The 25316-nt window shown below is 47.3% G+C and carries 17 protein-coding genes and 1 tRNA gene; 5 read left to right on the top strand and 13 right to left on the bottom strand.

Features of this window, described 5'->3' with window-relative positions; genetic code table 11:
• Positions 1-12 precede the first annotated feature (12 nt).
• From ACYRYG_RS03675 to ACYRYG_RS03665, 3 genes are read right to left on the bottom strand one after another with little or no spacing between them, the layout of a single operon-like run.
• Positions 13-417, bottom strand: a complete 405-nt coding sequence (locus ACYRYG_RS03675; RefSeq protein WP_293421832.1) for a DUF5056 domain-containing protein — start codon at positions 415-417, stop codon at positions 13-15.
• On the bottom strand, positions 401-946 hold the full coding sequence (locus ACYRYG_RS03670) for an RNA polymerase sigma factor (protein ID WP_293416419.1): 546 nt from the start codon (positions 944-946) through the stop codon (positions 401-403). The genes ACYRYG_RS03675 and ACYRYG_RS03670 overlap by 17 nt, the downstream gene beginning before the upstream one ends.
• A 44-nt stretch (positions 947-990) precedes the next feature.
• The gene (locus ACYRYG_RS03665) at positions 991-1872 is read right to left on the bottom strand and encodes a DUF6249 domain-containing protein (protein ID WP_293427498.1); all 882 of its coding nucleotides are present in this window, start codon (positions 1870-1872) and stop codon (positions 991-993) included.
• A gap of 100 nt (positions 1873-1972) precedes the next feature.
• Between ACYRYG_RS03665 and ACYRYG_RS03660 the strand changes: the two genes are divergently transcribed.
• The 3 genes from ACYRYG_RS03660 (at position 1973) to ACYRYG_RS03650 (ending at position 4608) form a co-directional block, all read left to right on the top strand.
• Complete coding sequence (locus ACYRYG_RS03660) at positions 1973-3268, top strand: methyltransferase RsmF C-terminal domain-like protein (protein ID WP_293427495.1); 1296 nt, start codon at positions 1973-1975, stop codon at positions 3266-3268.
• Entirely contained in the window at positions 3265-4059 is a 795-nt protein-coding gene (locus ACYRYG_RS03655) for a thymidylate synthase (RefSeq protein WP_293416413.1), read from the top strand. The genes ACYRYG_RS03660 and ACYRYG_RS03655 overlap by 4 nt, the downstream gene beginning before the upstream one ends.
• A gap of 66 nt (positions 4060-4125) precedes the next feature.
• Complete coding sequence (locus ACYRYG_RS03650; RefSeq protein WP_293421826.1) at positions 4126-4608, top strand: dihydrofolate reductase; 483 nt, start codon at positions 4126-4128, stop codon at positions 4606-4608.
• Between the two features lie 115 nt (positions 4609-4723).
• Here the strand turns inward: ACYRYG_RS03650 and ACYRYG_RS03645 are convergent, their stop codons facing one another.
• The 4 genes from ACYRYG_RS03645 to ACYRYG_RS03630 all read right to left on the bottom strand — a co-directional run bounded on the left by ACYRYG_RS03645 (position 4724) and on the right by ACYRYG_RS03630 (position 7496).
• Positions 4724-5230 (bottom strand): Lrp/AsnC family transcriptional regulator, encoded by a 507-nt coding sequence (locus ACYRYG_RS03645; protein WP_293416410.1) that lies wholly within the window; start codon positions 5228-5230, stop codon positions 4724-4726.
• Positions 5231-5487: 257 nt separating this feature from the next.
• Positions 5488-5575 (bottom strand) — tRNA-Ser (locus ACYRYG_RS03640).
• A gap of 136 nt (positions 5576-5711) precedes the next feature.
• Positions 5712-6512, bottom strand: a complete 801-nt coding sequence (locus tag ACYRYG_RS03635; protein ID WP_460197663.1) for a TatD family hydrolase — start codon at positions 6510-6512, stop codon at positions 5712-5714.
• Positions 6513-6521: 9 nt separating this feature from the next.
• Entirely contained in the window at positions 6522-7496 is a 975-nt protein-coding gene (locus ACYRYG_RS03630; protein WP_293416408.1) for a polyprenyl synthetase family protein, read from the bottom strand.
• A gap of 284 nt (positions 7497-7780) precedes the next feature.
• Here ACYRYG_RS03630 and cmk point away from each other — a divergent pair, with 284 nt between their 5' ends.
• A complete protein-coding gene (gene cmk, locus ACYRYG_RS03625; protein WP_460197661.1) occupies positions 7781-8473 on the top strand; it encodes a (d)CMP kinase in 693 nt (230 codons plus the stop codon).
• An 11-nt stretch (positions 8474-8484) separates the two neighbouring features.
• Here the strand turns inward: cmk and ACYRYG_RS03620 are convergent, their stop codons facing one another.
• From ACYRYG_RS03620 to ACYRYG_RS03610, 3 genes are all read right to left on the bottom strand, one after another.
• Positions 8485-9369, bottom strand: coding sequence for a 4-hydroxy-3-methylbut-2-enyl diphosphate reductase (locus tag ACYRYG_RS03620; protein ID WP_293416459.1), 885 nt, complete (start codon positions 9367-9369; stop codon positions 8485-8487).
• Between the two features lie 24 nt (positions 9370-9393).
• Entirely contained in the window at positions 9394-10464 is a 1071-nt protein-coding gene (locus ACYRYG_RS03615; protein WP_460197659.1) for a DUF1573 domain-containing protein, read from the bottom strand.
• 80 nt (positions 10465-10544) lie between these two features.
• The gene (locus ACYRYG_RS03610) at positions 10545-16103 is read right to left on the bottom strand and encodes an alpha-2-macroglobulin family protein (protein ID WP_460197657.1); all 5559 of its coding nucleotides are present in this window, start codon (positions 16101-16103) and stop codon (positions 10545-10547) included.
• Positions 16104-16407: 304 nt separating this feature from the next.
• On the opposite strand from ACYRYG_RS03610, the gene clpB reads away from it, so the two are divergent.
• Entirely contained in the window at positions 16408-18999 is a 2592-nt protein-coding gene (gene clpB, locus ACYRYG_RS03605) for an ATP-dependent chaperone ClpB (RefSeq protein WP_460197656.1), read from the top strand.
• Positions 19000-19090: 91 nt separating this feature from the next.
• Here the strand turns inward: clpB and ACYRYG_RS03600 are convergent, their stop codons facing one another.
• From ACYRYG_RS03600 to ACYRYG_RS03590, 3 genes are read right to left on the bottom strand one after another with little or no spacing between them, the layout of a single operon-like run.
• A complete protein-coding gene (locus tag ACYRYG_RS03600) occupies positions 19091-21265 on the bottom strand; it encodes an alpha-L-rhamnosidase-related protein (RefSeq protein ID WP_460197655.1) in 2175 nt (724 codons plus the stop codon).
• 48 nt (positions 21266-21313) lie between these two features.
• Entirely contained in the window at positions 21314-23143 is a 1830-nt protein-coding gene (locus ACYRYG_RS03595; RefSeq protein ID WP_460197653.1) for a right-handed parallel beta-helix repeat-containing protein, read from the bottom strand.
• A gap of 45 nt (positions 23144-23188) precedes the next feature.
• Positions 23189-25252 (bottom strand): glycoside hydrolase family 127 protein, encoded by a 2064-nt coding sequence (locus tag ACYRYG_RS03590; RefSeq protein WP_460197651.1) that lies wholly within the window; start codon positions 25250-25252, stop codon positions 23189-23191.
• Between the last annotated feature and the right edge of the window lie 64 nt (positions 25253-25316).

Genomic DNA, 25316 nt, shown 5'->3' with positions numbered 1-25316 from the left:
CTCCGTAATGAATTAGGATACCCCTTTACGCTTATTTTCTTTCTCGTCCATAAGGACATTGTAAAGTAACACCAGCGTGACGGTGACGACACCTGCCAGGAGCATCACCAGGGTATGCACGGACAAGTCCAGACGGGACAACAGCTCCATGAGTTTGATGTGGGCAATCTTTTCCGACACCAGATGATAGCCATGGAGAAAAGAAGTCTGAAACACAGCTCCCAATATTTCCCATCCTCTTACCCGGACGAACAAAATAATACCGGCCATCACACATAAAACGCCCCATATCCGACTGAGACACCAGGCACGGTCAGGGAGATTTTTCATCACCCTTTCGGAGAAGCCTTTATCAGAAACAGGTCCAGAATGCTCCGCAAAGAACCGGTTTACCAAGCGATCATCCTTTTCTGTCATATCCATTTTGTCTTAAATAGTTAGCTAATTTTTCCTTACCTCTCAAGAGATGAGACTTAACCGTATTCGGTTTCATCCCGGAAATCTCTGAGATTCTTTCTATAGGTTGCCCTTCCATCAACTGGAGAGTGATACAGAGCCGTTCCCTTTCCGTCAAGATCTGAAGGGCCTTATAAAGATCTATATTCAAGTTCCGGTCACCATTTTCTCCCACCTGTCTGTTAACCTGTGGGGTATCGAGGTCATCCGTCATCTTATGACGCCTGCAATAATCATACCAGACATTATAAGCAATCCGGTAAAGCCAGGTGGAGAAATGAGACAGCCCCCGGAATTTCCGGATATTCAGATAACCTTTGATAAAGGTTTCCTGAGCCAGGTCATCACTCAGCGGGCCATTTCCGAACGTCTGGCTCAAGAAAAAACGCCTCACGGGAGATTGGTACTTCACGACCAATCGGTCAAATGACCGGTTGTCATGAAGTACCGCCACCCTGGTGACGAGAGAGATATCATCAAACTTTTTCAATATGAGTGAGTTTCAGAACTTCCACAGATATATACTTTCAGCATTTAGTCCTTCTCAGAAGGCTCCTTTTCTATGGGCTCATTCTCATTGGGTTCAGCTCCTTCAGGAGCACCCTGTCGCTCACCCTGATCAGCATCAGATGCCGCAGAGTCATCCTGATCACCTGCCATCTTACCCTCAGCCTCCGTATGATCCTGAGGATTCTGAGATGCATTACCAGCCTTCTGCTCTTTATCACCCCCTAAATGGAGCGCATCTTTCATCGAAGCCCAGGCAATGAATGCCTGTCCGGCACCATAGATAAAGACCAGAGCTGCTATGCCGGCCAGGAAAGGAGCATGCCAGAACCAGAACATCATCATCAGGCCCAAGCCTAAGAACCCATTCCTTGCGCCCCGTTTTAACAGATATTTATCAGACTGCTTCTCAACAGGTATCTCAGATTCCGGAATAGGTCGCCCGTTTTCTATGGCTTTCTGCGCCAGGTCCATACGCTTGTTTTTTCGCTTGATAAGCCACCATACAATCAATGCGATGACAATTAACGGGGAAGTCAGAAAGAGAAATACCAGGATGACCACAAGCATGGCAAACAGGATTCCGCCTACCCCTACCGTGCCTCCCATCACTTTATCAAACCAGTAAATCATCGTATGATTCGGATTATCATTGCTCTGGTTCGAATCAGAAGCCTCTTCCACAGAATCCTCATCATCTGCATCTGCCGCAGAGGTCGTATCGGAATAAGCATCCATCGACTGGTTAGATGAATTTGCCTTACTGTTTACCGGGGTAGGACTCGCATGCCTTGGAGCAGGAGCTGTCGCCTCCAACTGGGGATGATGGCGATGCCGGGGGGCAGCCGAAACTATCGAAAAGCTGAATGTAAGCATCAGCATGATAAACGTAATCCAAAATTTTTTCATATCCTTTTATTTTTATTTTCTAACTGTTAGATGCAACAAGTAGTGATTTAGTTGCAAAGGAACGAAAAAAATAGTATTTTTGCAAGGAAAACGGCAAAACATGGAATTACCAGAGGCATTCGAGAGTTATACCCGTGAATTAATGGGGGAGCATCTATACCGTCAGTTCAAGGACGGACTGGACCAGCCTTCTCCGGTAAGCATCCGGATCAACCCTTTCAAATATATGCTGAACGTAAAAGATATTCCCTCTCTTGACTCAATGGTCCCGTGGTGCAGAAACGGGATCTACCTGAAAGACCGGCCGGCCTTCACCTTCGATCCGTTACTTCATGCAGGGGTCTACTATGTGCAGGAAGCCTCTTCCATGTTTCTGGACCATGTGCTCCGGCAGGTCATTCATCAACCTGTGACTGCTTTGGATCTCTGTGCAGCCCCAGGGGGAAAGACTACCTGTGCGATGAGCGCCTTGCCTCAGGGGAGCATCCTTTTCAGTAATGAGCCTATTCATAACCGTGCACAGATCCTGAACGAGAACATCTTGAAATTCGGGCATCCGGATATTATCGTCACCAATAATGCAGCGAAAGACTATCAAAAAAGCGGAATTCATTTTGACCTTATCCTGACGGACGTACCGTGCTCGGGAGAAGGTATGTTCCGTAAGGATGAGAAGGCCATTCACGAATGGAGTTCCGCCAACATCGGACGCTGCCAGACCCTTCAACGGGACATCGTAGGCGACATCTGGCCTTGCCTGAAACCAGGAGGCTTAATGGTCTACTCTACCTGTACCTTCAATGCTGAGGAGGATGAAAAGAACGTGATGTGGATCGCTTCGGAACTCGGAGCCGACTTCATTCCCGTTACTACACAGCCGGAATGGAAGATCACTGGTGCTCTTTACCCTCACACAAATGCCTCCGCCGCTCTCCCCGTCTATCGCTTCATCCCCGGCAGGACAAAGGGTGAAGGACTGTTCCTCGCAATACTGAAAAAACGCGGGGTCTCTGCACTGACGGCTGGGGCACCCTCATGGAGAAGCATCGAAAAGAAGACAGAGAAGTATCTGAAGGTCCTTTCTCATGGAATCTGCCCGGATGAACAAAAGGGGAAGGAAAGGATCCCTGACATCTCAAAAGCTTTATCTCTGTTTTCAGACAACAACTATTTCAGGATCAATGTCGATGCTTCCCAGGCTATCACTTATCTGCGGAGAGAAGCTCTGATGCCTGTGACCGGTTGCCCCACGGGGATTGTTCTCATCTGCTACAAAGATTTCCCTTTGGGGTTTGCTAAAAATATTGGGCACCGTATCAACAATCTCTATCCGAAAGAATGGAAGATCAAAAGCACTCATATCCAGAACATCAATAACAAAGTAATCAATATATGAAACAATATCTCGACCTCCTCCACCGTATTCTGACGGAAGGAGTACAAAAAGACGATCGTACCGGCACTGGTACCCTTTCTATTTTCGGCAACCAGATGAGATTCCACCTGGATGATGGATTCCCTCTGCTGACCACCAAGAAACTCCACCTCAAATCCATTATTTACGAACTTCTCTGGTTTTTGAAAGGAGACACGAATGTACGCTATCTGCAGGAAAATGGAGTAAAGATATGGAACGAATGGGCTGACCCCAACGGCGACTTAGGACCTGTATACGGCCATCAGTGGCGGGCCTGGCCGGATTATCACGGCGGTTCCATTGATCAGATCTCACGCGTCATCCAGCAGATCAAAGACCACCCGGAGTCACGGCGGCTCATCGTCACCGCCTGGAACCCTGCTGATGTCGAACAAATGGCACTGCCACCTTGTCACTGCCTTTTCCAGTATGATGTCGCCGATGGCCGGCTGAGCCTCCAACTCTACCAGCGTTCGGCAGATACTTTCCTGGGATTGCCTTTCAACATCGCTTCTTACGCTCTGCTTCTTATGATGACGGCGCAGGTAACCCACTTGGGACTCGGGGACCTGATTATTACAACTGGTGACACACACCTGTATCTGAATCATATCGAACAGGCCAGATTACAATTGACCCGTACTCCACGTCCCTTACCGCACATGCATATCAACCCTGATGTAAAGAGCATCTTTGACTTCAAATATGAGGATTTCGAGTTAACGGATTATAATCCATGGCCGCACATCTCTGCTAAAGTGTCCGTATAATCATCCTGCATGAAAAGCTCATGACAGGAAACCACCCTATAGTATTCAACTTTCAAGACCAGACCAATGAGAATCAATATTATTGCTAACGTGGCCGGAAATCGTGCCATCGGCTACCATAACCGGTTGATCTACCCGATACACGAAGACATGAGAAGATTTAAGAATCTGACTACGGGCCATACCGTCATCATGGGACGGAAGACGTTTGAGTCACTCCCCAAGGGAGCTCTCCCCCATCGCCGTAATATCGTACTGAGCACAACCGTGACAAGCCTGCCCGGTTGTGAGGTTTATCCTTCCCTTGACGAAGCTCTCCTGCATTGCACGGAAAGTGAAGACATCTATATTATAGGTGGGGCAAGTGTGTATAAGCAATCCATCCGCAAAGCAGACAGACTCTGTCTCACGGAAGTGGACGCCACACCTGAACATGCAGATGCTTTTTTCCCTCCATACGACAACTGGCAGGTCAAATCACGGGAGCACCATCCAGCTGATGAAAACCATCCGGAAGCCTATTCTTTTGTGGACTATATCAGAAGATGAATGTTCCAGGCTCCCTCTGAAAGCCAAAAAGAGGACCGACTCCCACGAGCCAGTCCTCTCCATTGCTATATTTAATCTTGCTACTTCGGTCTTTTAAACCGATGCATCTTTATTCTCAGGCATCGTCCTCATCTTCGCGGACATGATCTTCTTCTACCGTGATTTTATCGATCGGCAACTGACGGTTAAAGGAAGTATTGAAAGAGATAATCGTCTCACTCCGCGACAGTCCCAACGGCTGGAGCTTATCGTGGATGATAGACATCAGATCCCGGTTATTCTTCGCATACATCTTGATAAAAAGATCCATATCACCGGTTGTAGAATGACATTCTACAACCTCAGGTATTTTCTTCAAAGCCTCTACCACATTCTCAAAAGAAGAAGGATCTTTCAAGTAGAGAGAGATGTAAGCACAAGTCTCATAACCAATCTTTTCCGGATCAATAATAAACTGGGAACCTTTCAACACACCCAGTGAGGTCAGTTTCTGAATCCGCTGATGGATTGCCGCTCCGCTGACATTGCAAGCGCGGGCTACTTCCAGAAATGGAATCCGTGCATTGGAAGCAATCAGTTTCAGAATTTTCTTGTCTAATGAATCTAAATTATGATGTGCCATTATTTATTTTATTTGCTGCAAAGATACTGTAAATAATTGAGAGTTACAACTAAACGAGTAAAAATTGCTTTAATTTGATAGTTTTTTATTCTTTTCCGTGAGAAATGCCATGATGAAAGACGGACGCGGAGAATACTCTCTTACCGTAATAAGTTTCAAACCGAAAAAGTGAATCTGAATTGGAACGAGTGATTCATGAATTAGCATCATCAATGAAAAAATCTTTCCATTTTCACCTGAAAACCTCTGAAAAGAAGCGGAAAGTATAGGATTCGAACCTATGAAACGCTTTAGGCGTTTACACGCTTTCCAGGCGTGCCTCTTCAACCACTCGAGCAACTTTCCCGTTAAATCGATGCAAAAGTACAGTTTTTAAGCCAAAAAACGGCATTCGAAACACAATTTTAAACTTCTTTAAATGTTTCCGACAGGCTCTTGCTTTATTATTGTCAGCAAACGGCACAATCTTTCAGGATTTTCGTCATACCTTTACGGTGATTCCGAAAATCCGTCTTACATTTTCATTCGTGATGTCAGCCACCTCTTCCACGCTCTTGCCATAACTCAAAGCCAGTGTTTTCAGCACTTCTACAACATACGAACTCTCATTACGGGTTCCACGATGAGGAACAGGAGCCATATAAGGGCTGTCTGTCTCCAGGACGATACGGGAAAGAGGTACAGAAGCTGGCAGGTCCTCACGCAGATGACTGCTTTTGAAAGTTGACACGCCTCCTATCCCTAAGGAGAAACGGGAGAACCGAAGGTATTCCTCTGCCTCTCTCTGATTCCCAGTAAAGCAATGGAAGACCCCGCCGGGGAGTTCTTTCTCATACGGTTTCATAATATGCAGAAGTTCATTCTGAGCCTTCCTGCAATGAATTTCCAAGGGCAATCGTGTCTCTACAGACCAGCATACCTGCTCCTCGAAAGCAGCCAATTGTGCTTTTTCCTGTTCACGTGACCAATAGAAATCTAACCCACATTCACCAATGGCGATAAAAGGAGAATGATCCGTCAGCATCTGCCTCATCCTCTGCAACACCACCTTCCAGTCCTCCCTGACCTCCTCCGGCTGGAGGCCGATCATCGGATAAGCATAACCGGGATAGTCCCGAGAAACTTTCAGCACACCGGCGACACTAGGCCAGTCTACCGCAGGCAGGAAAATTTTCACTACCCCTGCATCCTTCGCTCTCGCGATGACTTCCGGCAGGTCGTCCTTAAACTCTTCACCATTCAGGTGGGCGTGTGTATCTATACAAATAAAAGATTGCGGCATTCTGACTGATCAATGATTACGATGCATCATCCGCCGAGCATAATCTGCAAGGATCTGCTTCCTGCTATCCGGCAAATTTACAGCATCAAGATACTGTTTACTGTCCTCAAAATAATAGTCAATTTTCTCCAAGGCCAGCTGGTCGATCCCCATTTCATTATACAGGTGGGTGATGGCTGCCACTTTCTCCGCACGGTCAAAGGTCTTGGCCTGAACCCAATAATCAAGTTGTTTGTGTTGTCTCTTGTCAGCCCTGTTGAAAGCGTTGATCAGCATATAGGTTTTCTTATTGGAAACAATATCCCCCCCGATCGCCTTACCGAAAATTTTCGGATTACCATAAACGTCCAGATAATCATCCTGCAACTGGAACGTCAGGCCCAGGCGCTCGCCGAAGAGGTATAGATTCTGCTGGTCAGATTCAGGAGCATCCGCCAGGATAGCGCCGATCTTCAAGGCACAGGCCAAAAGCACACTGGTCTTCAAGCGGATCATTTCGATATACTCCTCTTCCGTAACGTCATCCCGGGTTTCAAAGTCAATATCATACTGCTGCCCTTCACCAATCTCCAAAGCCGTTTCTGTAAACAGATCCAGGACTGGTCTCAGATAAGCATCATCACATTTTGCCATCCGCTCGTAAGCGAGCACCAGCATCGAATCACCGGAAAGGATTGCAGTATTGGCGTTCCACTTCTTATGAACTGTCATCTGCCCCCGGCGCATATCTGCATGATCCATCAGGTCATCATGCAGAAGAGTATAGTTATGATAGGTTTCCAGGGCAATGGCATTCATCAGGATATGATCCACATCTTCCTTATAAAGATTATAGGCAAGCAACATCAGCGTGGGACGGATTCGTTTTCCCCCCATGGACAGCACATACTGCACAGGGGTATAAAGAGACGCCGGCTGCCGGCTATAGGGAAGACGGGCGAGGCAAGTATTGATTTTCTGTAGAAGTTCTTCTGAGGTATACATAATCTAATTCATTTACCAGAATGGTATATTTTAATATTTCCTTCCATTTTACAAACGGAATCTATGGCAAATTTACCTAAATATTTGAAAAAAGCCGTATCTTTGCTCAATAAATAAAAGAATCTGACGAAAAAAGTTATCCGGACTCTCCTTATTGCAGTCTCCTCTTCCCGTTCTCCAGCAACAGCCGGACCTTTGAGGCGCTTCAGGCTTATCCGGATTCCGGACAGTCAGGCAGTCCGAGGATTCATCCACGGTAAAAGAATCATCAAGCACTCATAAAAATGGAAAAAATCATCATTGCCATTGATGGCTATTCTTCCTGCGGGAAGAGCACCATGGCCAAAGACCTGGCCCGTGAAATCGGGTATATCTACATAGATACAGGAGCCATGTACCGGGCTGTAACCCTCTATGCCATGCAGCACCATATATTCAATGAGGACGGAAGGATCAGAGGGGAAGACCTGGAAAGCCAGATCTCTGATATTCATATTTGTTTCCGACGTGATCCGGGAACCGGTCTGCCACTAACATTTCTCAACGGGAAGAATGTGGAACAGGAAATCCGGTCACTGGCGGTCTCTTCACACGTCAGTCCTGTCGCAGCACTCCCTTTTGTCCGTAAGGCCCTGGTTGCGCAACAACAGGAAATGGGAAAAGACAAGGGCATCGTGATGGACGGCAGAGACATCGGCACAGTGGTCTTTCCCCATGCCGAACTGAAAATATTTGTCACTGCCCGTGCCGACGTTCGTGCCCGGCGGCGTTACGAGGAGTTGCAAGCCAAGGATATGTCAGCAGACTATGATGCGATCTTCAAGAACATCCAGCAACGTGACTTCATTGACTCGCACCGCACCGTCAGTCCGCTCCGCAAGGCTGAAGATGCAATAGAACTAGATAACAGTGACATGACCATCACGGAACAGAAAGACTGGCTTCTGGAGCATTTCCGTGCTGCAGCCCATCTGTAAAAAGCATCCGGCTACTCCACCGGAGAGGATGGAATATTCTGCGTATGCGAACGCACATAATCCGCGCATTTTTCCATCAGCCATTTCGGCGTACTGGTGGCTCCACAGATGCCAATGGAATGCACCCCTTTCAGACAAATTTTCTGAATATCCTCCGGTCTGTCGATAAGATAACTCTTGGGATTCACGCGCAGGCATTCATGAAATAGCACCTTCCCATTAGAACTCTTACGGCCACTGACAAAAAGTACCAGATCATGTCGTGAGGCAAATTCCGCGATATGGGGCATCCGGTTAGCCACCTGCCGGCAAATCGTATCAAAACTCTTGAAAATGGCTCCGGGAGCAATATGCCCCTGGATATATTCGATAATGCGATGGAATTCATCAAGATTTTTTGTAGTCTGGGAATAGAGATAGGTATCACGTGTGAAATCCAGTTTCTTCACATCCTCAATATTCTCAACGACAATCGCCTGACTCTGGGTCTGCCCTACTAACCCCAGCACTTCAGCATGGCCGTTTTTCCCGAAGATAACGATCTGGGCATCCGGATTACTCACATATTGCTTCTTGATGCGTTTATGCAACTGGAGGACGACAGGACAAGTTGCATCAATGATTTCAATATGGTTCCGCCTTGCCACTTCATAAGTTTCCGGTGGCTCACCATGTGCGCGGAGCAGAACTTTCACATCATGCAACTGTTTCAACTGCTGGTGATCAATCGTGATCAACCCCTCCCGGTGCAGGCGATCCACTTCCATACTGTTATGGACAATATCCCCCAGACAATACAATGTACCACCGGCAGCCAGTTCCTCTTCAGCCTTCGTAATGGCTCTGGTAACGCCAAAGCAGAAGCCGCTGCTCTTATCTATTTCTACTGGTATCATACTCATGAATTTACAAGGTGCAGGTCAAAGTCTGACCAGGATGGGAATCTCCACTTCTTCGTGATTCGGTGCATTGGTAATCATCAGAATACGGGGCTTGCTCCGGGATTTCTTCAATTCCGATTTAAAGGCCGTGACCTTGAGCCTGGCCTCTTCCCCAGGTTCTATTTTCGTCTTATTCAACGAGACCTTTAATCCAAGGGTAAACATCTGAAGAGAACGGATCTCCAGTGTCTGCCTGCCCTTATTTGTAATTCTGATACTTCCCTTAAGTTTTTCTTTCCGCCCAAACGATCCCAGATCAAGTGATGAAGAGGAAAGATCTATGACAGGTGCTGATGCATCCTTCTGGCCCTGACCATTGCGTTCAGGGGGAAGCAAGACCGCAGAGACCGTTATTTCCTTATCCGGAGAGACCTGGTCACCTGGAGAAGTACCCAGGAAGATGCTGGTCTGGGTCAACCCAAAATCATGCAACTGATGAGAATCTACTGTCAGAAGAGCAATTCCTGCATGTCCCGGAGAGAGCTTTGAAGGTGAGAAGATCGCAGAAAGATAATCAGGCAAATGCAGCATGACAGGCTCAACCACATACTGACTAGGATTAAAGAGATAAATTTTCTGCACCTGACGGTTCCCTTTATGAACTTCAAATTCCACATCATTCTTATCCACTTTCATTACTCCTGCCTGATAGGGGTAATGGCCGTTGAAATCACGGATCGTATCCCTTACGACGATACCCTGCATCCAAAGGGTCACCGGCTCTTTGTCTCCTTGAGCATAAACTTCGACTGCCTTTCGGAAATGTCCCAACAGTCTTGCATCATAAGTAACCGAAATTTCAAACTTTTTTTCCCTATCTATCCGTCTATCCGGATAATGGGCGTCTACGCAGCCACAACTGGTACGTACTTCCGCTATAGTCAAACTATGCCGGCTTGCATTTCTCAACTGGAACACTGCCGTAACCGGATGCTTGTAGATGACTTCACCACATTCCACTGTCGATTGACTGACACTGATCTGCTGCGCCGACACAACCATTGTCCCGGACAGTAATAGTACTGCTAAAACTAATCTTCTGTAACTCATTCTCAATTAATTCGATGTATATTTAATTTAACATCCTCTACTCCATAAACTGTCTCTCCGTCACAAGACACACCGTAAAGTCATTTCACGATATAAGTCTGGGCCGCCAGGCGAGCTCCATAGGATGGATTATAGGCACATTGTACCGTGCAAGTGCCACTCTGATAACTTCCGGTACGATCAACCATATATTCCGTTTCCATAATATGCCTGCCCTTTGAAAGGTGGTCAAAGAAATAATCCGTAGCCTCATCTTTCGGAGCATAGTAGTAGTTCCCGTGATAACCACTCAATTGGAAGACAGGTTCAAAACAGGCAGGACGCTGGTCTTTCACCTGCACGAAATCATAATCACGGTCACAAGTGACCGTCAGACGGACCTTGACACGCTCTCCGACCTGCAGAGAACTTTCATCAACACGGATACCCGAAGGGGATAGGATCTCCCTGGTCACCGTCATACCTGATCTGGCATTCTGAATATTCGAACCCTTCTCCATAAACTGGGCATAGACAGCTCCCCAGCTGATGCCCTTCTCCGTCTTGTCTATGGTAAGTACTCTGGCATGATTCTCCTCCACAGAGGACTGGACATAGCCCAGTCCTGCCGTCGCCTGGGAGACCGCCAATGCTCTCCCGTCCACACGCATTAACGGAAGGGTTTCTTCCTTCTGTATAGCCATACTGTCCACGCCGAAAGCATAGACCGCATCCACTGCATTGACAGGGGTATTCCACGATGTTGTACGTTTTTCCTGGAGCAGCCATCGCCTCATCTCATCGATAGCCTGGGATGCCGGATCCAGGCAACGCAGTCCCTCAATAGCGGCTACCTCTGTAGGGATCTGATCATCACACCAGTGATACCGGGCCTTATCCGTATCAAAATAACGACCGGTCTCCTCCCTGTAAACGGAATATTCCTTCACACTCTGCAAAAACTCCTTTGCTTTCCCGGTACGGTGATTTTTCGCCAGAATAACTGCTGTCCTGGCTTTTCCATAAATCGTCATGTCCGTTCCACGATCTGCAATCAAGTTTACCAGATAAATCTTATCTGCCTCTCCCTGGGCAGACAACCTGCGACCGTCAATTGCATCCATATATAAGAAATGCACAGCCTCCTCGGAAGGCAGGACAGTCTTTGCACCATGGTTCTGTTCATCCTTTAGACGGATCACCTCTTCATGCATTTTCCCCGCCATCCAGTTGAAGGCCCGGTCCAGCATCATTGTCGTCTCCTGCTGGTGTCCGGTCATGGCATTCAAGCGCACCAGCATCTCACTCACGGCCTCAGTCATATAGATATTACCCTGCATGCCAGGACACCATGCCCAGGCACCCTCTGCCGTCTGGAGCCGGAGTAACTTGCTCAAGGCTTCACTTCTTCTGGACTGGACCAGATTTTCATCAAACAGCTCACTGAGTTTTTGCTTCTGGTCAGCCTGTCGGTCGGCTTCCAGCACCCAAGGTGTTTCGTTCAGCACAAGATTCTTCAGATCCGGGTTCTGGTCTAGTTGGCTCCTCAAGGTAGATTCCCCCGCATCCTCCTGTTTCCAAAGACTCACCACCCTTTTCAACACAGGATTCCGGTGCATCAGATAAGCGGCGACACCATTGGCATAGTAAGCAGCCGCAAGACTTACCGCATTATACTGATCGGGGATTGCGAGGGAAGGCAAGGACTGGATCAATAACCAGGAGGGATGACTCGTATATTCCACAGTCAATTTTTTATTCGTGGCTTTTACAGGGAACAATGTCGTCAGATCTATCGTCTTCCGTCCCGGTTCATTCTGAGTAAAAGCCAAGGTGTTGGTTACGGATTCCTGCTCCGGTAAGACCGGCAGATAATGCTGCTCACCATCACTATAGCCACTTCCCTCCGCAACCATACGGCAGATCAGCAGACTATGGTTCAGATCTGCCAGTTGACGAGCCAGGTCTGAGCCATCGGTCAGATCGATACTGAAACCGACTACGGCCGTACCTACCGGACGGATGGTAAAATGACGGGATTCTGAATAAACGATTTTTTCGGTTTCAGGATTCAGCAACTCCATCCGGGCCGTTCCACTCACTGTTTTAGAAGAGGTATTCAGGAGTTGACCGGTCATATTGGCTCGATCACCGTCACGGACGAAACGAGGAATATTAGGACGGACCATCACTGTCTTACGGGCAACTGCCGTATCAGACAACAAACCGAAGTTCATGCTCTTATCATGGGCAAAAGCCAGGAAGTGCCAAGTCGTCACACTCTCCGGAAGAGTAAACCTGATGACAATATTCCCCTGCTGGTCAGTCGTCAGAGCAGGATAGAAGAATGCCGTCTCATTTAAATTTTCCCGAAGTCCGCCAGTAGAAGTACGGGCAGAGGACTGAACGCCTGCATCTGCATAATTTGCCGACACCTTCTGTTCTGCCATCAGGACCACCGGTGCATGATCATAGGCTATTCCTCCGGATACAATGCGTTTCGATCCACCCAAGGCCCTTACGCCGGGGAAAATAGGACCAAAGCTACTGCCTGTATCAAAGTACATCGGGTTAAAGGTACTGAATTCCAGGGAACGGGTTTCATAAGTTTTATATGTTGCACTACCATCAACATTCAGGAAGGGGAACTGATCCCTTACAGACTGCCAGAACGTTGCCGGCAGACTCCGGTTCAGTCCCAGAGAGAAGTTCCAGTTGTGCCTCAGGATCTGATCCAGACTTCCGTCATAGAGTACCGAAAGAAGTTGAGCAGGGACAGAAGTACCGTCAGGACGTGTCACCTTCAATGTCCAGGTCTCTTTCTGTCCAGGTATCAGCAGGTTCCTGAAAGTGGACCAGTGCAGGATCAGGCGCTTATCAGGAAGAGGGTTCTCAATGGTTGTCGTATGGGTATAGGCTACGCCATTCTTCATCCACGCATAGGTCAGGCGGATGCCATCCCCATATTCAGGACGATAGGTAAACGCACGGGTATGGAGAACCCGGCTCTGGTCTATATGCCCGCTCTCCAGGACTTTATTGCCAGAAAAGACTGTATACAAGATATGCTGGTCCGGGTCACTACTTCCCACCTGGACATAGACCGGCCGGCCATCCCTATGAAATTCTTCAGAGGACTGGTAGAACCAGTCATGCGTAGCGGTTGCGGGTTGTTTATCCGTCATCCTGAAGAGCACGACAGACTGCCTCAGGGTATCCGTGCCACAGACGGCCCACAGTTGATGAATCCCGGAAGTCAGTCCCGGCACTCCCACCAGCCTGACCTTCTCATTCGTGCGGGCTGTCTGTCCGGCCCCCTGGTCAAAATGATAGTTGACTGTAGCAGGTATATCTGCACCTGCCGCATTTCTATATTCGAAGGTAATCGTCTGAAGACTATCCGATTCTGCCTTTTCAGGAAGATCACAACTGAAAGCCGTTGCCTGTGTCCCCAGAGGCAAGGTCAGTTTGCCTGATTCCGTCTCGCCGCCAAGGTCTGTCACCGCCGCATTGACTTCAAAATCATAAAAACGCGCAGGCCCCTCTTCTGCTCCGTCTATGACCATGGGCACACGAACGGTAAATTCGCCGCGATTGTCCGTAACTGTAGTATCAGAATAAACATCTTTCTGACTATCGTCCTTTCCAAACGATCTCCACCAGAGAACCGGCCGGCGCACCACTTCATATTTCACTTGAGCTCCCTGTACAGGAACTCCTGTATAACTCCTGGCAGCTGCCTTCACCATGATGGTATCACCGGCATGATAGACCAGGTGGGGTTCAGGAAACGCCACTTGAAAAGCAGGACGTTTGTATTCTTCTACATTAAAGGATGCTTCTGCTGTGCCTCCACGCTGGTCGTCCGAATAAACGGAAAACCGACCGGTCAAGCCTCCGGAAGGAAGAGTGAATGACGTAGAAGCAGTGCCATATTCATCTGTAGTCAACTCTTTCCCGTCAATCATCTTGCCATTTGCATCCCTGAGGATCAGTTTGACTTGTCTTTCTGAGGCCACCTTTGCCTCCACTCCATCCTTCAGGATGAAATGAATGGCAGCCACATGGACGGTCTGGCCCGGACGGTATATTTTGCGGTCAGTGAACAACTTCATACCGTCTGTTTCCTCACGAGGGGTATAATAAGTATAATTCCCCCACGTATCCATCTCCGGGCAATAACGGTCTTCGGGAGTAAAGGCATAGATCACCGGGTACCGGCCGGCAGAGTGGTAGACCACTTCCCCGTTATCATCGCAATGAAGTGTGACGGCTGTCTTGCCGGAAAGGCTTGAAGAGGCGGTTGCGTTACCATCAGGAAAGGTCAATCGGAGCGAGGCATTCCGTAAAGGTCGTCCAGTCGTTGCGCTGACCACCGCATATCTTATATCCTTCCCTGGCAGCCCCTCTTCCAAAAGGGCCACATCCGAAACGAAGAAGAGCACCCTTTGTACAGCGATATGCTTGTCACCTGCTGACATCTTCAAGAGATAAATCCCTGCAGGCAGCCCGCTGACATTAAAGGAATCCCTGACGACCTCATAGGGCTCATTGACTCCATATTGCTTCTCCTGTGTGATCAGAGGAGTAACGGACAAATGCTTTTTCAATTGTTCATATTGACGGTCATTGACCGTTGTCCCCTCCCGGCCGCCGGTCAGGGCTGCGAGTTGATCTCTGTCTACCTTCACCCGCTGGATAGTCATCAGCAAACTCGGAATATGACGGATCTGATCTGCATATATCCGGAAAGGCTGGTCAGGAATCATCACCAGACGTCCGATAGAAGCCGAGAAAGACGGATTCGTAAGCGCCTTCCTTTCATTGCGGAGAACACTCATCCCCGGCCAGCTCCCCCATTGAGACAACGCATAATCAATATAATGGATACGGTCGGCTATGGTCACATCCTTTGCACGCTGCATGAAGCGGTAACGTGCCAGGGCCAGTTCACCAGCGGCAGGAAGGTCTCCATAGACATGGAGTAAAGAATCTATGCACTGGAGATATTTCGACTTACACGCATCCAGCACATCTATTTTCTGTGTAGCATCCACCCGTTTCGAGGCGATCACACAGGCTGCCGCCCGATTGCCTGTTTCCTGATAATAACGGTGCAGGGTCTTGTAATCTTGCGCCTGCAAACCGATGACATGCAGGAGGTCATTTCCAAAGACATCACTGTCAATCCCTCTTGTAAATAACGGATCATATTCCGATGCTTTCTGTTTTGCCAGCAAATCAGGATGCTTCATGGAAAGTGCATAGTACTGACGGCTCTGAAGACGGTAATCAGTACCTAACGACGGGTTCTCTGCATAGAACCGGCCTAGCGCCGACTCATAAATGGCGGCCAGCACTGGATCTGATGACTCTGCCTTCCGCGCTTTCGCTTTCAAGTGATCAATTCCAACGGAAAGGGAGTCGGGTGAAATATTCGATTTTAGAGAAACCGTCATCAACTCGGCTGAAAGTAAATGACCATAGCTATGATCCTTCTCAGATTTCAAGGAAATCTGTCTCAAGATATTCAATTCAGTCTTGGGCAGATCTTTGTTCCGGGCCTTGGCAAATTGTTTCCATAGAGAATGGTAACTGTCGGCCATCACTGCCAGTGGCAACATGGAGAATAATGCCAGAGATAGAATCTTCTTTTTCATATTTTAGTGGTCAAGATATTGTTGTATACGCAAAGATAATGATTTTTATCCAAATTCCTTGCTTGATACAATTTCTTTTTATATTTTTGCAACATTACCATGGGAAGAAAGAGACGGAAACCTTAATAGATTTTAAACTGCAAAAATGGGGAATACGACAAAATAAACCTCTCTCATTGATTTGGAAATGCCCAGGAGCCAGATTGTCAGCAGGTGCAGACATTATGTCAGCGCCACTGTCCCCGGCACAGGATTTGAGTAGTCGCCTTAATAGAATCAGAAAAACAAGAAAGGAAAATAATATATGACATTCGATAAATTTACCATTAAGGCTCAAGAAGCCATACAGGAGGCCGTAAATATTGCCCGGCAGAACGGGCAACAGGCCATCGAACCTGTTCATCTTCTGGAAGGTGTCCTCAGAAAAGGGAAAGATGTAACTAACTATATCTTTCAAAAACTCGGAGCTAACGGTCAGATGATTGAAAACTCTGTGCAACAGGAGATCCTGCATCTGCCGAAAGTCTCTGGAGGAGAACCTTATCTGAGTAATGATAGCAATAATATCCTTCAGAAGACTATGGATCTTTCTCAGAAAATGGGAGATGAATTCGTAAGTATCGAACCGATGCTGGTTGCCCTCTTTGAGTCCAGCTCCGCAGCAGGCCGTATCCTGAAAGACGCAGGATGCACTGAAAAGGAGATGCTGACGGCAATCAAGGAACTCCGTGAGGGACAACAGGTAAAGTCGCAGAGTGGTGATGAGAACTATCAGGCTCTTTCTAAATATGCCAAGAACCTCATCGTGCAGGCCCGTGCAGGAAAACTTGATCCGGTCATCGGCCGTGATGAAGAGATCCGCCGTGTACTCACCATCCTCTCACGCCGGACTAAAAACAATCCTATCTTAATAGGTGAACCTGGTGTCGGCAAGACGGCCATCGTGGAAGGTCTCGCTGAACGTATCGTCCGTGGTGATGTACCGGAAAACCTGAAAAATAAACAGGTTTATTCGCTCGACATGGGGGCTCTGATCGCAGGTGCCAAGTATAAGGGGGAATTTGAGGAACGCCTGAAAAGCGTCATCAAAGAGGTGGAACATGCCAATGGGGACATCATTCTCTTCATTGATGAAATCCATACCCTCGTAGGTGCCGGTGGTGGTGAGGGAGCTATGGATGCCGCCAACATCTTGAAACCGGCGCTCTCACGTGGGGAATTGCGGACGATCGGCGCGACTACGTTGAATGAATATCAGAAATACTTTGAGAAAGATAAGGCTCTGGAACGCCGTTTCCAGACAGTCATGGTCGATGAACCGAGTGAGATGGATGCCATCTCTATCCTGCGGGGCCTGAAGGAACGTTATGAAAATCACCATAAGGTCCGCATTCAGGATGATGCCTGCATCGCTGCCGTAAAACTCTCGGAACGTTATATTAATGACCGGTATCTTCCGGACAAGGCCATTGACCTGATGGATGAGGCTGCTGCCAAACTCCGCCTGGAGCGTGACTCTGTCCCTGAAGAGTTGGATGACATTGACCATCACATCAAACAACTGGAAATTGAACGGGAGGCGATCAAGAGGGAAAATGACCAGCCGAAGATTGAACATCTTGACAAGGAACTTGCTGACCTGAAAGATAAGGATAAGGCTTATCGGGCTAAATGGGAAAGCGAGAAGAATCTCGTCAATAAGATCCAACAGGACAAACAGCAAATCGAACAACTCAAATATGAGGCTGAAAAGGCTGAACGGGAAGGCAATTATGAACGTGTCGCAGAAATCCGTTATTCCAGACTCAACCAACTGAATGATGACATCAAGAAAATTCAGGCACAGTTGAAAACGACTCAGGGGGGCGCTGCTCTCGTAAGGGAAGAGGTTACCCCTGACGATATTGCCGAGGTGGTCAGCCGTTGGACGGGAATACCCGTAACCCGGATGATGCAGAGTGAACGTGAAAAACTCCTTCACATGGAGGATGAACTTCATAAGAGGGTCATCGGACAGGATGAGGCCATCAAGGCCGTTTCTGATGCGGTCCGCAGAAGCAGGGCGGGGCTGCAGGATCCGAACCGTCCCATCGCATCATTCCTCTTTATTGGTACTACGGGAGTCGGCAAGACAGAATTGGCCAAGACTTTAGCTGACTATCTTTTCAATGATGAGTCGATGATGACGCGTATTGATATGAGTGAGTATCAGGAAAAGTTCAGTGTCTCTCGTCTGATCGGTGCACCCCCGGGGTACGTAGGCTATGATGAAGGCGGTCAACTCACGGAAGCCGTCCGGCGTAAGCCTTACAGTGTGGTGCTTTTCGACGAGATCGAAAAGGCTCATCCGGATGTATTCAATATCCTGCTTCAGGTATTGGATGACGGCCGGCTGACGGATAACAAGGGACGCGTCGTGAACTTCAAGAATACGATCATCATCATGACCAGTAATCTGGGAAGTGATTTGATACGCGAGAAACTGGAGACGATGACTGATGCCAACCGTGAGAGTGTCATCAATAGTACGAAAGAAGAGATTCTGGAGATGTTGAAAAAGACCATTCGTCCGGAGTTCCTCAATCGTATTGATGAAACCATCATGTTCCTGCCGTTAACGAAACCTCAGGTTGGACAGATTGTCCGCCTGCAATTGAACCATGTCGCCAAGAGATTAGCAGATCAGGGATTCACTCTCAAGTGGACAGATTCAGCCGTCAACTATCTGACGGAAGTAGGGTATGATCCCGAATTCGGTGCCCGGCCTGTAAAGCGGGCTGTCCAGGACTATGTGCTCAATGACCTGAGCAAACAACTCCTGGCCGGAAAGGTAAACCGCAGTCAACCAATCATCATTGACTACTTTGGCAACGGACTGATCTTCCGCAACAAGTAATCATTGATCTGACCAATCATTGTATTTTGAAAAGACTGGACGAAGTTTGAATTTCGCCCGGTCTTTTTATTTCTGTATCTAAAACGGTATTTTAATAGCGTACGGTTATCTCTTGTCCTGCAGGTATCTTCACAGGCGACTTGCCCGGCAAGTTCAGCCAGCCTGTACCTTCCGTCGACTTCACCTTCACCTGATGACGATCCATATAGACACTAACCTCACCATGAGGAGTAGGCACACTCCCCTTTATCCATTTCAGCCCTCCCAATGCAGGAGTGACCTGATATTCCTTATAGCCAGCCTCGGAAGGGACAACACCCAGGAAATACTTTCCTAAAAGATAAATCGGACTTGCACCCCAGGCATGACAAAGACTTTTTCCATACGGACGGCCATACATAGACAAGTGCTCGGACAACGATGCCAGTTTGCCTTTATCCAAACTCGGATCATAGGATTCCCAGAAAGTGGTACAGCCATGACGCATCATCCCACCCCAGTAATCCTTCATCTGACGCAGTACATCCCGTTGCTTGCCCATCTTACAGAGTGCATCCATTTCATAAAAGCGCATATAAGGTGTGGTAATCGGCATAATCTTGTCATTAAACAGAACCCCTTTTGCAACTTCCTCTTTCTGTTGCTGATTGAGATAACCAAACAAGATGGCAAAGATATTTGCATAACGGGTTATCGGGCGGGTAAGTAATGTGGAATTCTCTTCTGAAGGAATGACATTATGCACAAATGCATGACGATCATTATCCCAGAATGTTGACAGGATTCTACCACGTAACTGCTCCGCGAGTTGTTCATATTTCTGCTGCTCAGCCGGATGGTGAGTCAGACCGGCACAGAGAGACATATCTTCCAGACTCTTGCAGAAAAGTATCTGTTCGAAGGATAACTCCCCATGCTTGTCCATCGGTTTTGGAGACCAGTCAACAAATACCCAGTCCCCGGAAAGTCCCTCAACCATACCCTTCTTGTCAGTACGGCTCAGTACGTAATCCATCAGTGTTTTCATCTGCGGATAGATCTGACTTACAAAATGCCGATCACCTGAATATAGATAATAATCATAGATACCAAGAAACCAGTAGAAGGTATAGTCCATGATCGTATTGATATGCGAGGTCACCGGATCCTTGCCCCGAAGAAGCCAGGTGGTGCGCTTGACACAATCACTGTCAAAGAAAAGATAGTCATTCATCAGATAACTCTGGCAGGCATCTCCTCCCCATGTCCAGCGGTCACGTTTGATACCGTCAATGAAGAACTCCCGGGTAGTAAGGCGAAGGGTATACTCTCCTATCTTCCACATCCGGTTGATTTCATCATCATTACATTCAAATGAAGCACGGTCCGTTTCCTGAGCATATTCATACAGCATGCTCATACTCTGGAAGTGGACAGCAGGATCCGTTTCCACATAGACATACCGGAAAGCCTTACTGTCTGAGGTGGCAAAGGCAGAGCCCTCCTTTTTCAGGTCTCTATGGTTCGATAAATCTACCATACGCTGAGGAGAAGCCATAAACTCATCCAGTGTCTCACAATGTTCCTTATCCTGCGCTTCCTCTGCACTCTCCCCATAATAAACACGGATATTCCCCTTTCCGGAAAGATCGTGGAAAACCAGATAGCCAAAAGTCTCCTTCCCGAAATCATACAAGATTCCACCTTGAGGAGTTTTCTTCGCAGATACCACATCCTGAGGCTGGCAATTCAGATGAAACAGAGAAGGACGCTGCTCAGGAGTATTAAAATTCCACGAACCGGCATCCATGTAAACACTTGCACTCGTATCACTGGCCTTACCGGAAGCATCAATCCACTCTTTGTCCTCATTCGTTACTTTCCAGGTATCATCACTCTTGATCGTTTTACCGTTGACAAAGATAGCCGGGGGAGTAGTCTGGTTCCATACCTTGACATTCAGATGATGCTTCCCTGCAGAAAGGGTAAAAACATCCGGCATGCCAAATAGCATCTTCCCGTCAATCTTTATATTGTACATTCCTTCTACGGCAATCTTGACGGTCTCAGGCTCTTTTAAATCCAAAGCCTTGGAAAATTCCACGGTGACATAATGACTGTCTGATTTCCAGAACGGCGGGAAAAAGGCCCCACGATCCGTACGGCGATTATTCATCCGGTTCCCCAGCCATATCTCATAATCGCCCGGATACCATATCCATGTTTGTGAATAAGACAACTCACAGAGACAGGAGAAAGCAAGAATAAGAAAGAGTTTTTTCATCACTTCAATTTATTTTATCGATTCATTGTTATCAATTGTTCTTATTATTCTTTATCGGGGCAAAGAACACCCGGCCCTGTCCTTTATCTCTTCAGAAACCTGAGGGCCATTATCAATCCATCTGTCATCAGGACCCGTAGCATTTTTCAGATATTTGTCCGTTGGTGTCCAGTTGTCTTTCAGTATGATATGACTGCTCCCCTCATCAGTGTAGAGATAAAACCAATGTTCCGGATCATGCACATAAGAAGGATGGGCTATATCCCGGATGACATTCTCAGAAATTATTGTCCCCGGCTGATTGCCCAAAGTATAGATTCCGGCACAGTCGTAGACATGCCGGGCATAATCATACACCAGATTCGCATACACCCGGTTGTTCTTCATGCAAGTACTGTCTCTGTTCCAGCCCCACCCCAGACTGATTCCTGTATAAGAAACATGATGAATGGTATTGTGCGCGATATTGATGTCACTCACATAACCGGCAGCGATACCCACACATCCCCAGTCTTCATCGGAAACATCCGTAAAAAGATTATTGACAACCTGTTGGTTACGGCACACTTCACGCTGGTCAGCAGGGAAGTAAGGAAGATGAGTTTCTAATCCGTCCGTTGAAAAACTGCCCGAGACATATCCGTTCATGGCAATATCGCGAAAAGTACAGTTTCGTGTCGTCCCGCCATTGCAGCCAATGACATAATCCAGTCCGGAACCACCTAAATGCTCAAACCGGCAACCTTCAAAGTTGATACCATCAGCATCATGCACCTCCACGGCAGCAGCAGCCCGTCCAAGCCAACCCTGATTATCGAGTTTATGATTATTGGGACGGTCTATTTTCGGTTTCAACCGATAAGCCTCAGTCAGGTACATCCCCGCCTGAAGAGGGACATGTCCCTGAAAAGAAGGACGCATCCATGAAGTATAGGAAAACCAAACAGATGAGAAAGTCACGTTATCGACTTTCCGATCTGATGTTCCGGATACATCGACAAGCATTTCCGAGGCCGGGACTTCAACGTCAGCATCACGCATATTCTCACCCTTTTCAGGCATATAATAGAGTTTTCCACTTCGAATATCGTGATACCATTCACCGGGTTTGTCCAACAGAGCCAAGGAATTAGTAAAGAAGAAGGGAGAATCATGCTTCGACTGATACATCGGAGAAGGCCAGGGGTGTTCAAACTGTATCCGAGCCTCCGGATTCTGGAACCGGATAGCGGTACTGTCACCATGGACAGTAATGCTGCTTACCCGAAGAACAGAAACGCACCACATCTCATGCAAGATCATTTCCAGGTACGGAGAATTGCTTTTACTCAATTTATACGCACTGACAGCAGAAGTCGGCACCCACAATATCCGGTTATGACGATCATAATTGACAATACGGGGCATCTCCTCAAAATCACTGACACTACGGGCCCGGATGGCTTTATGCCCATTTATCCACAACTGCCGGAAATCGAACGGACGACCGTTAAAATCGGGAACATCCGCCACCCAGAGTTTCCCGGATTTTTTCCAGTTTGTTATCTTTATTCCTCCTGAGATTACTACATTCCCGGTACCTCTAATCTCCAGATTACTGTCTTCCGGTCTGAGGCAGATCGGTTCATACAACCGGTATGTACCGGGAGAAAGAACGATAGTAGCCTTTGGATAAGTTGATTTATTATTAAGTTGCAGATATTCCTGAGCCCCGACATGAACACGTCGGAATTCCCTGGCTTGCCGGATAGCCTTGGAGATACACTCTGGAGAAGTCGGTGATACATAGATAATCGTATCTGCTGCCATTACAGAAGTGATTCCCTTCAGGAGAAACAGCAAAGTCAAAACAAATATGGCCTTTAAATCTTTAAAATTCATATCTATCGAAAAGATTCGGTTTAATTCTCAATTCAACAAAGAGTACTATTTCTCAACGTTCATCCAGACCGTCATATCCTCATTGCCACGATTGCCCCAGGCATAGTAAGGAATCAAACGGACATGAACCCTTTTCAACTGAGAAGAAACTAGACGATAAAGCTCCTCTGAGTTCCATTCCGGTTGACTGCTCAGGATCGCCTCACCATCAAGGACATCCATCGGAACTCCAGCGATAGTGGTCTGGGAGACATTAAGTTTCATGTCGGTGGGAATAATGACGTCATTGATATTCTTCCGGCCCTCTATATCACAACCTTCCAGACAATAGACAATCGGCCCGCGTTTTACGGCCACTTGATTCTTATCCTCTTCCACCAACGGATTAGCTTCCATGAACACGACATCCATCGGCAGATCCAGTTCGATCTGATCACCTTTCTTCCAGTTACGGGTAAGTACTGCCCAATCACCTGCAGACGGTTGCCTCGACTGATTGACGGTCACGGAATAGCCGTGAGCCCAACCGGGAATATGCAAACGGATCGTCTTCAATCTCTTCGGTGTGCTCTTTAAAGTCAGGACAATCTTCCCATCCCATGGGTAACAGGTAGTCTGTTCGATGTACAGATCTTTGGTTTTCAATTCATTTGCTCCATAAAGAGTGACAGAAAGTTCTGTTCCATCCTTATTTACGGAATAGGCATATTCCTGGGCTTCAGCTAGAGTCCGGACGGTATTCGGAGGACAACAGAAACAGGATATCCAACTCTGGCGCTCTTTCGGCCAACGTAAGGTATAGGGGAAATTCTTATCTTTCCGAAGTGCCTGTGTATAAAAATAGCGCTTGCCATCAAGAGAAATGCCGGGAAGGATACCATTATACAATTCATTCTCCAACATGTCCAGATATTTCCCCTGCCCGGTAACCTCAAACATACGCCAGGAAAACAGGAGTTGTCCAACTTGCGCACAGGTTTCATTATGTGAAGTCTCATTAGGCAACTGGTATTTTCTCCCATAGGCCTGATGAACTTGCTGGATCAATGATTGGTCATAACTGGTACCATCAGGGGAAACCCCATCATACAAGGCACCACAGCCACCTGTAATATATATCTTATGACTGGCAATATCATTCCAGATACTCGTCAGATTCTTCTCCAGTTGTTTTTCACCTGTCTCAGCATAAAGGTCAGCCACACCAGCATAAAGGTAATTAGCTCGTACAGCATGGCCCGTTGCCTCATACTGTTGGCGGAAAGGTATACGATCCTGATTATGGTCCTCACCGTTCTTTACCGAATCACGAATATTAACAAGTTCTTCCAGAAGGCGCAGATAACGAGTATCTCCCGTTTCACGGTACATCTCAGCAACCCCCATATAATGGGACGGACAGATGGCATTACGCGCCAGCATGCCACGAGAGTTCTGGAGTAAGTCACAAAGAAAATCGGCCGATTTCTTTGCACACCGGAATAGCGTATTCTCTCCTGTAGCCCTTTTATGGATTATACCGGCCGTCATCAGATGACCCAGATTGTATGTTTCAAAGTTCAACCTGTTCGCGAGAGCTCCCTTCTGATGGCCGCTTCCGGTTTTAATACCGATGACAGTAGTATCCATGCCAGAATCACCAAGACCTTCATTACGTTCCTCTATCAGCACCGGAGTATGGATATAGCCATCTGCACGCTGAGCCTTGGCTATCTCATGAATGAAGTGATCCATAAGATGATTCAACTTCGGATTCTTTGTAACCGCATAAACTGCGGCACAGGCTTCCAGCCACTTATACATATCTCCGTCAAGAAACGGAGCACCGACATGGCTGCCCTTAGCATCTCCTGCTGCAATTTCAAAATTGCGAAAACCATGTGAGACCTTCGGATCATTCCAGATCTTCCACATTGACCATAGCGCAGTATCTGCAACCATCTTAAAACGATTACCCCAGAAACCATTCGTCCAATGTACCGATCCCATGGGAGTATTTACTTGTATGGCATACTTGCTGTTCCGCATATCAGTAAGTCCATTCTCCTGAGCAGAAATGTTCAGTGAAACCATACTGAAAGCCAGAAATATAAAAACAGTTTTCTTCATAGCTATATATAGGTAGTTAGAAGACGAAGAAAGCACAGGGATGTAATCAAATCAGGCTGATATT

The organism is Segatella asaccharophila, assembly GCF_054687055.1.
Note: the sequence above shows the minus strand (reverse complement) of the source record. Positions and strands in the feature narration are given on the sequence as shown.

Coding starts and splice junctions, on each gene's coding strand:
- ACYRYG_RS03675 (WP_293421832.1), bottom strand. CDS start 417: ATGACAGAAAAGGATGATCGCTTGGTAAACCGGTTCTTTGCGGAGCAT.
- ACYRYG_RS03665 (WP_293427498.1), bottom strand. CDS start 1,872: ATGAAAAAATTTTGGATTACGTTTATCATGCTGATGCTTACATTCAGC.
- ACYRYG_RS03660 (WP_293427495.1), top strand. CDS start 1,973: ATGGAATTACCAGAGGCATTCGAGAGTTATACCCGTGAATTAATGGGG.
- ACYRYG_RS03655 (WP_293416413.1), top strand. CDS start 3,265: ATGAAACAATATCTCGACCTCCTCCACCGTATTCTGACGGAAGGAGTA.
- ACYRYG_RS03650 (WP_293421826.1), top strand. CDS start 4,126: ATGAGAATCAATATTATTGCTAACGTGGCCGGAAATCGTGCCATCGGC.
- ACYRYG_RS03645 (WP_293416410.1), bottom strand. CDS start 5,230: ATGGCACATCATAATTTAGATTCATTAGACAAGAAAATTCTGAAACTG.
- ACYRYG_RS03635 (WP_460197663.1), bottom strand. CDS start 6,512: ATGCCGCAATCTTTTATTTGTATAGATACACACGCCCACCTGAATGGT.
- ACYRYG_RS03630 (WP_293416408.1), bottom strand. CDS start 7,496: ATGTATACCTCAGAAGAACTTCTACAGAAAATCAATACTTGCCTCGCC.
- cmk (WP_460197661.1), top strand. CDS start 7,781: ATGGAAAAAATCATCATTGCCATTGATGGCTATTCTTCCTGCGGGAAG.
- ACYRYG_RS03620 (WP_293416459.1), bottom strand. CDS start 9,369: ATGATACCAGTAGAAATAGATAAGAGCAGCGGCTTCTGCTTTGGCGTT.
- ACYRYG_RS03615 (WP_460197659.1), bottom strand. CDS start 10,464: ATGAGTTACAGAAGATTAGTTTTAGCAGTACTATTACTGTCCGGGACA.
- ACYRYG_RS03610 (WP_460197657.1), bottom strand. CDS start 16,103: ATGAAAAAGAAGATTCTATCTCTGGCATTATTCTCCATGTTGCCACTG.
- clpB (WP_460197656.1), top strand. CDS start 16,408: ATGACATTCGATAAATTTACCATTAAGGCTCAAGAAGCCATACAGGAG.
- ACYRYG_RS03595 (WP_460197653.1), bottom strand. CDS start 23,143: ATGAATTTTAAAGATTTAAAGGCCATATTTGTTTTGACTTTGCTGTTT.
- ACYRYG_RS03590 (WP_460197651.1), bottom strand. CDS start 25,252: ATGAAGAAAACTGTTTTTATATTTCTGGCTTTCAGTATGGTTTCACTG.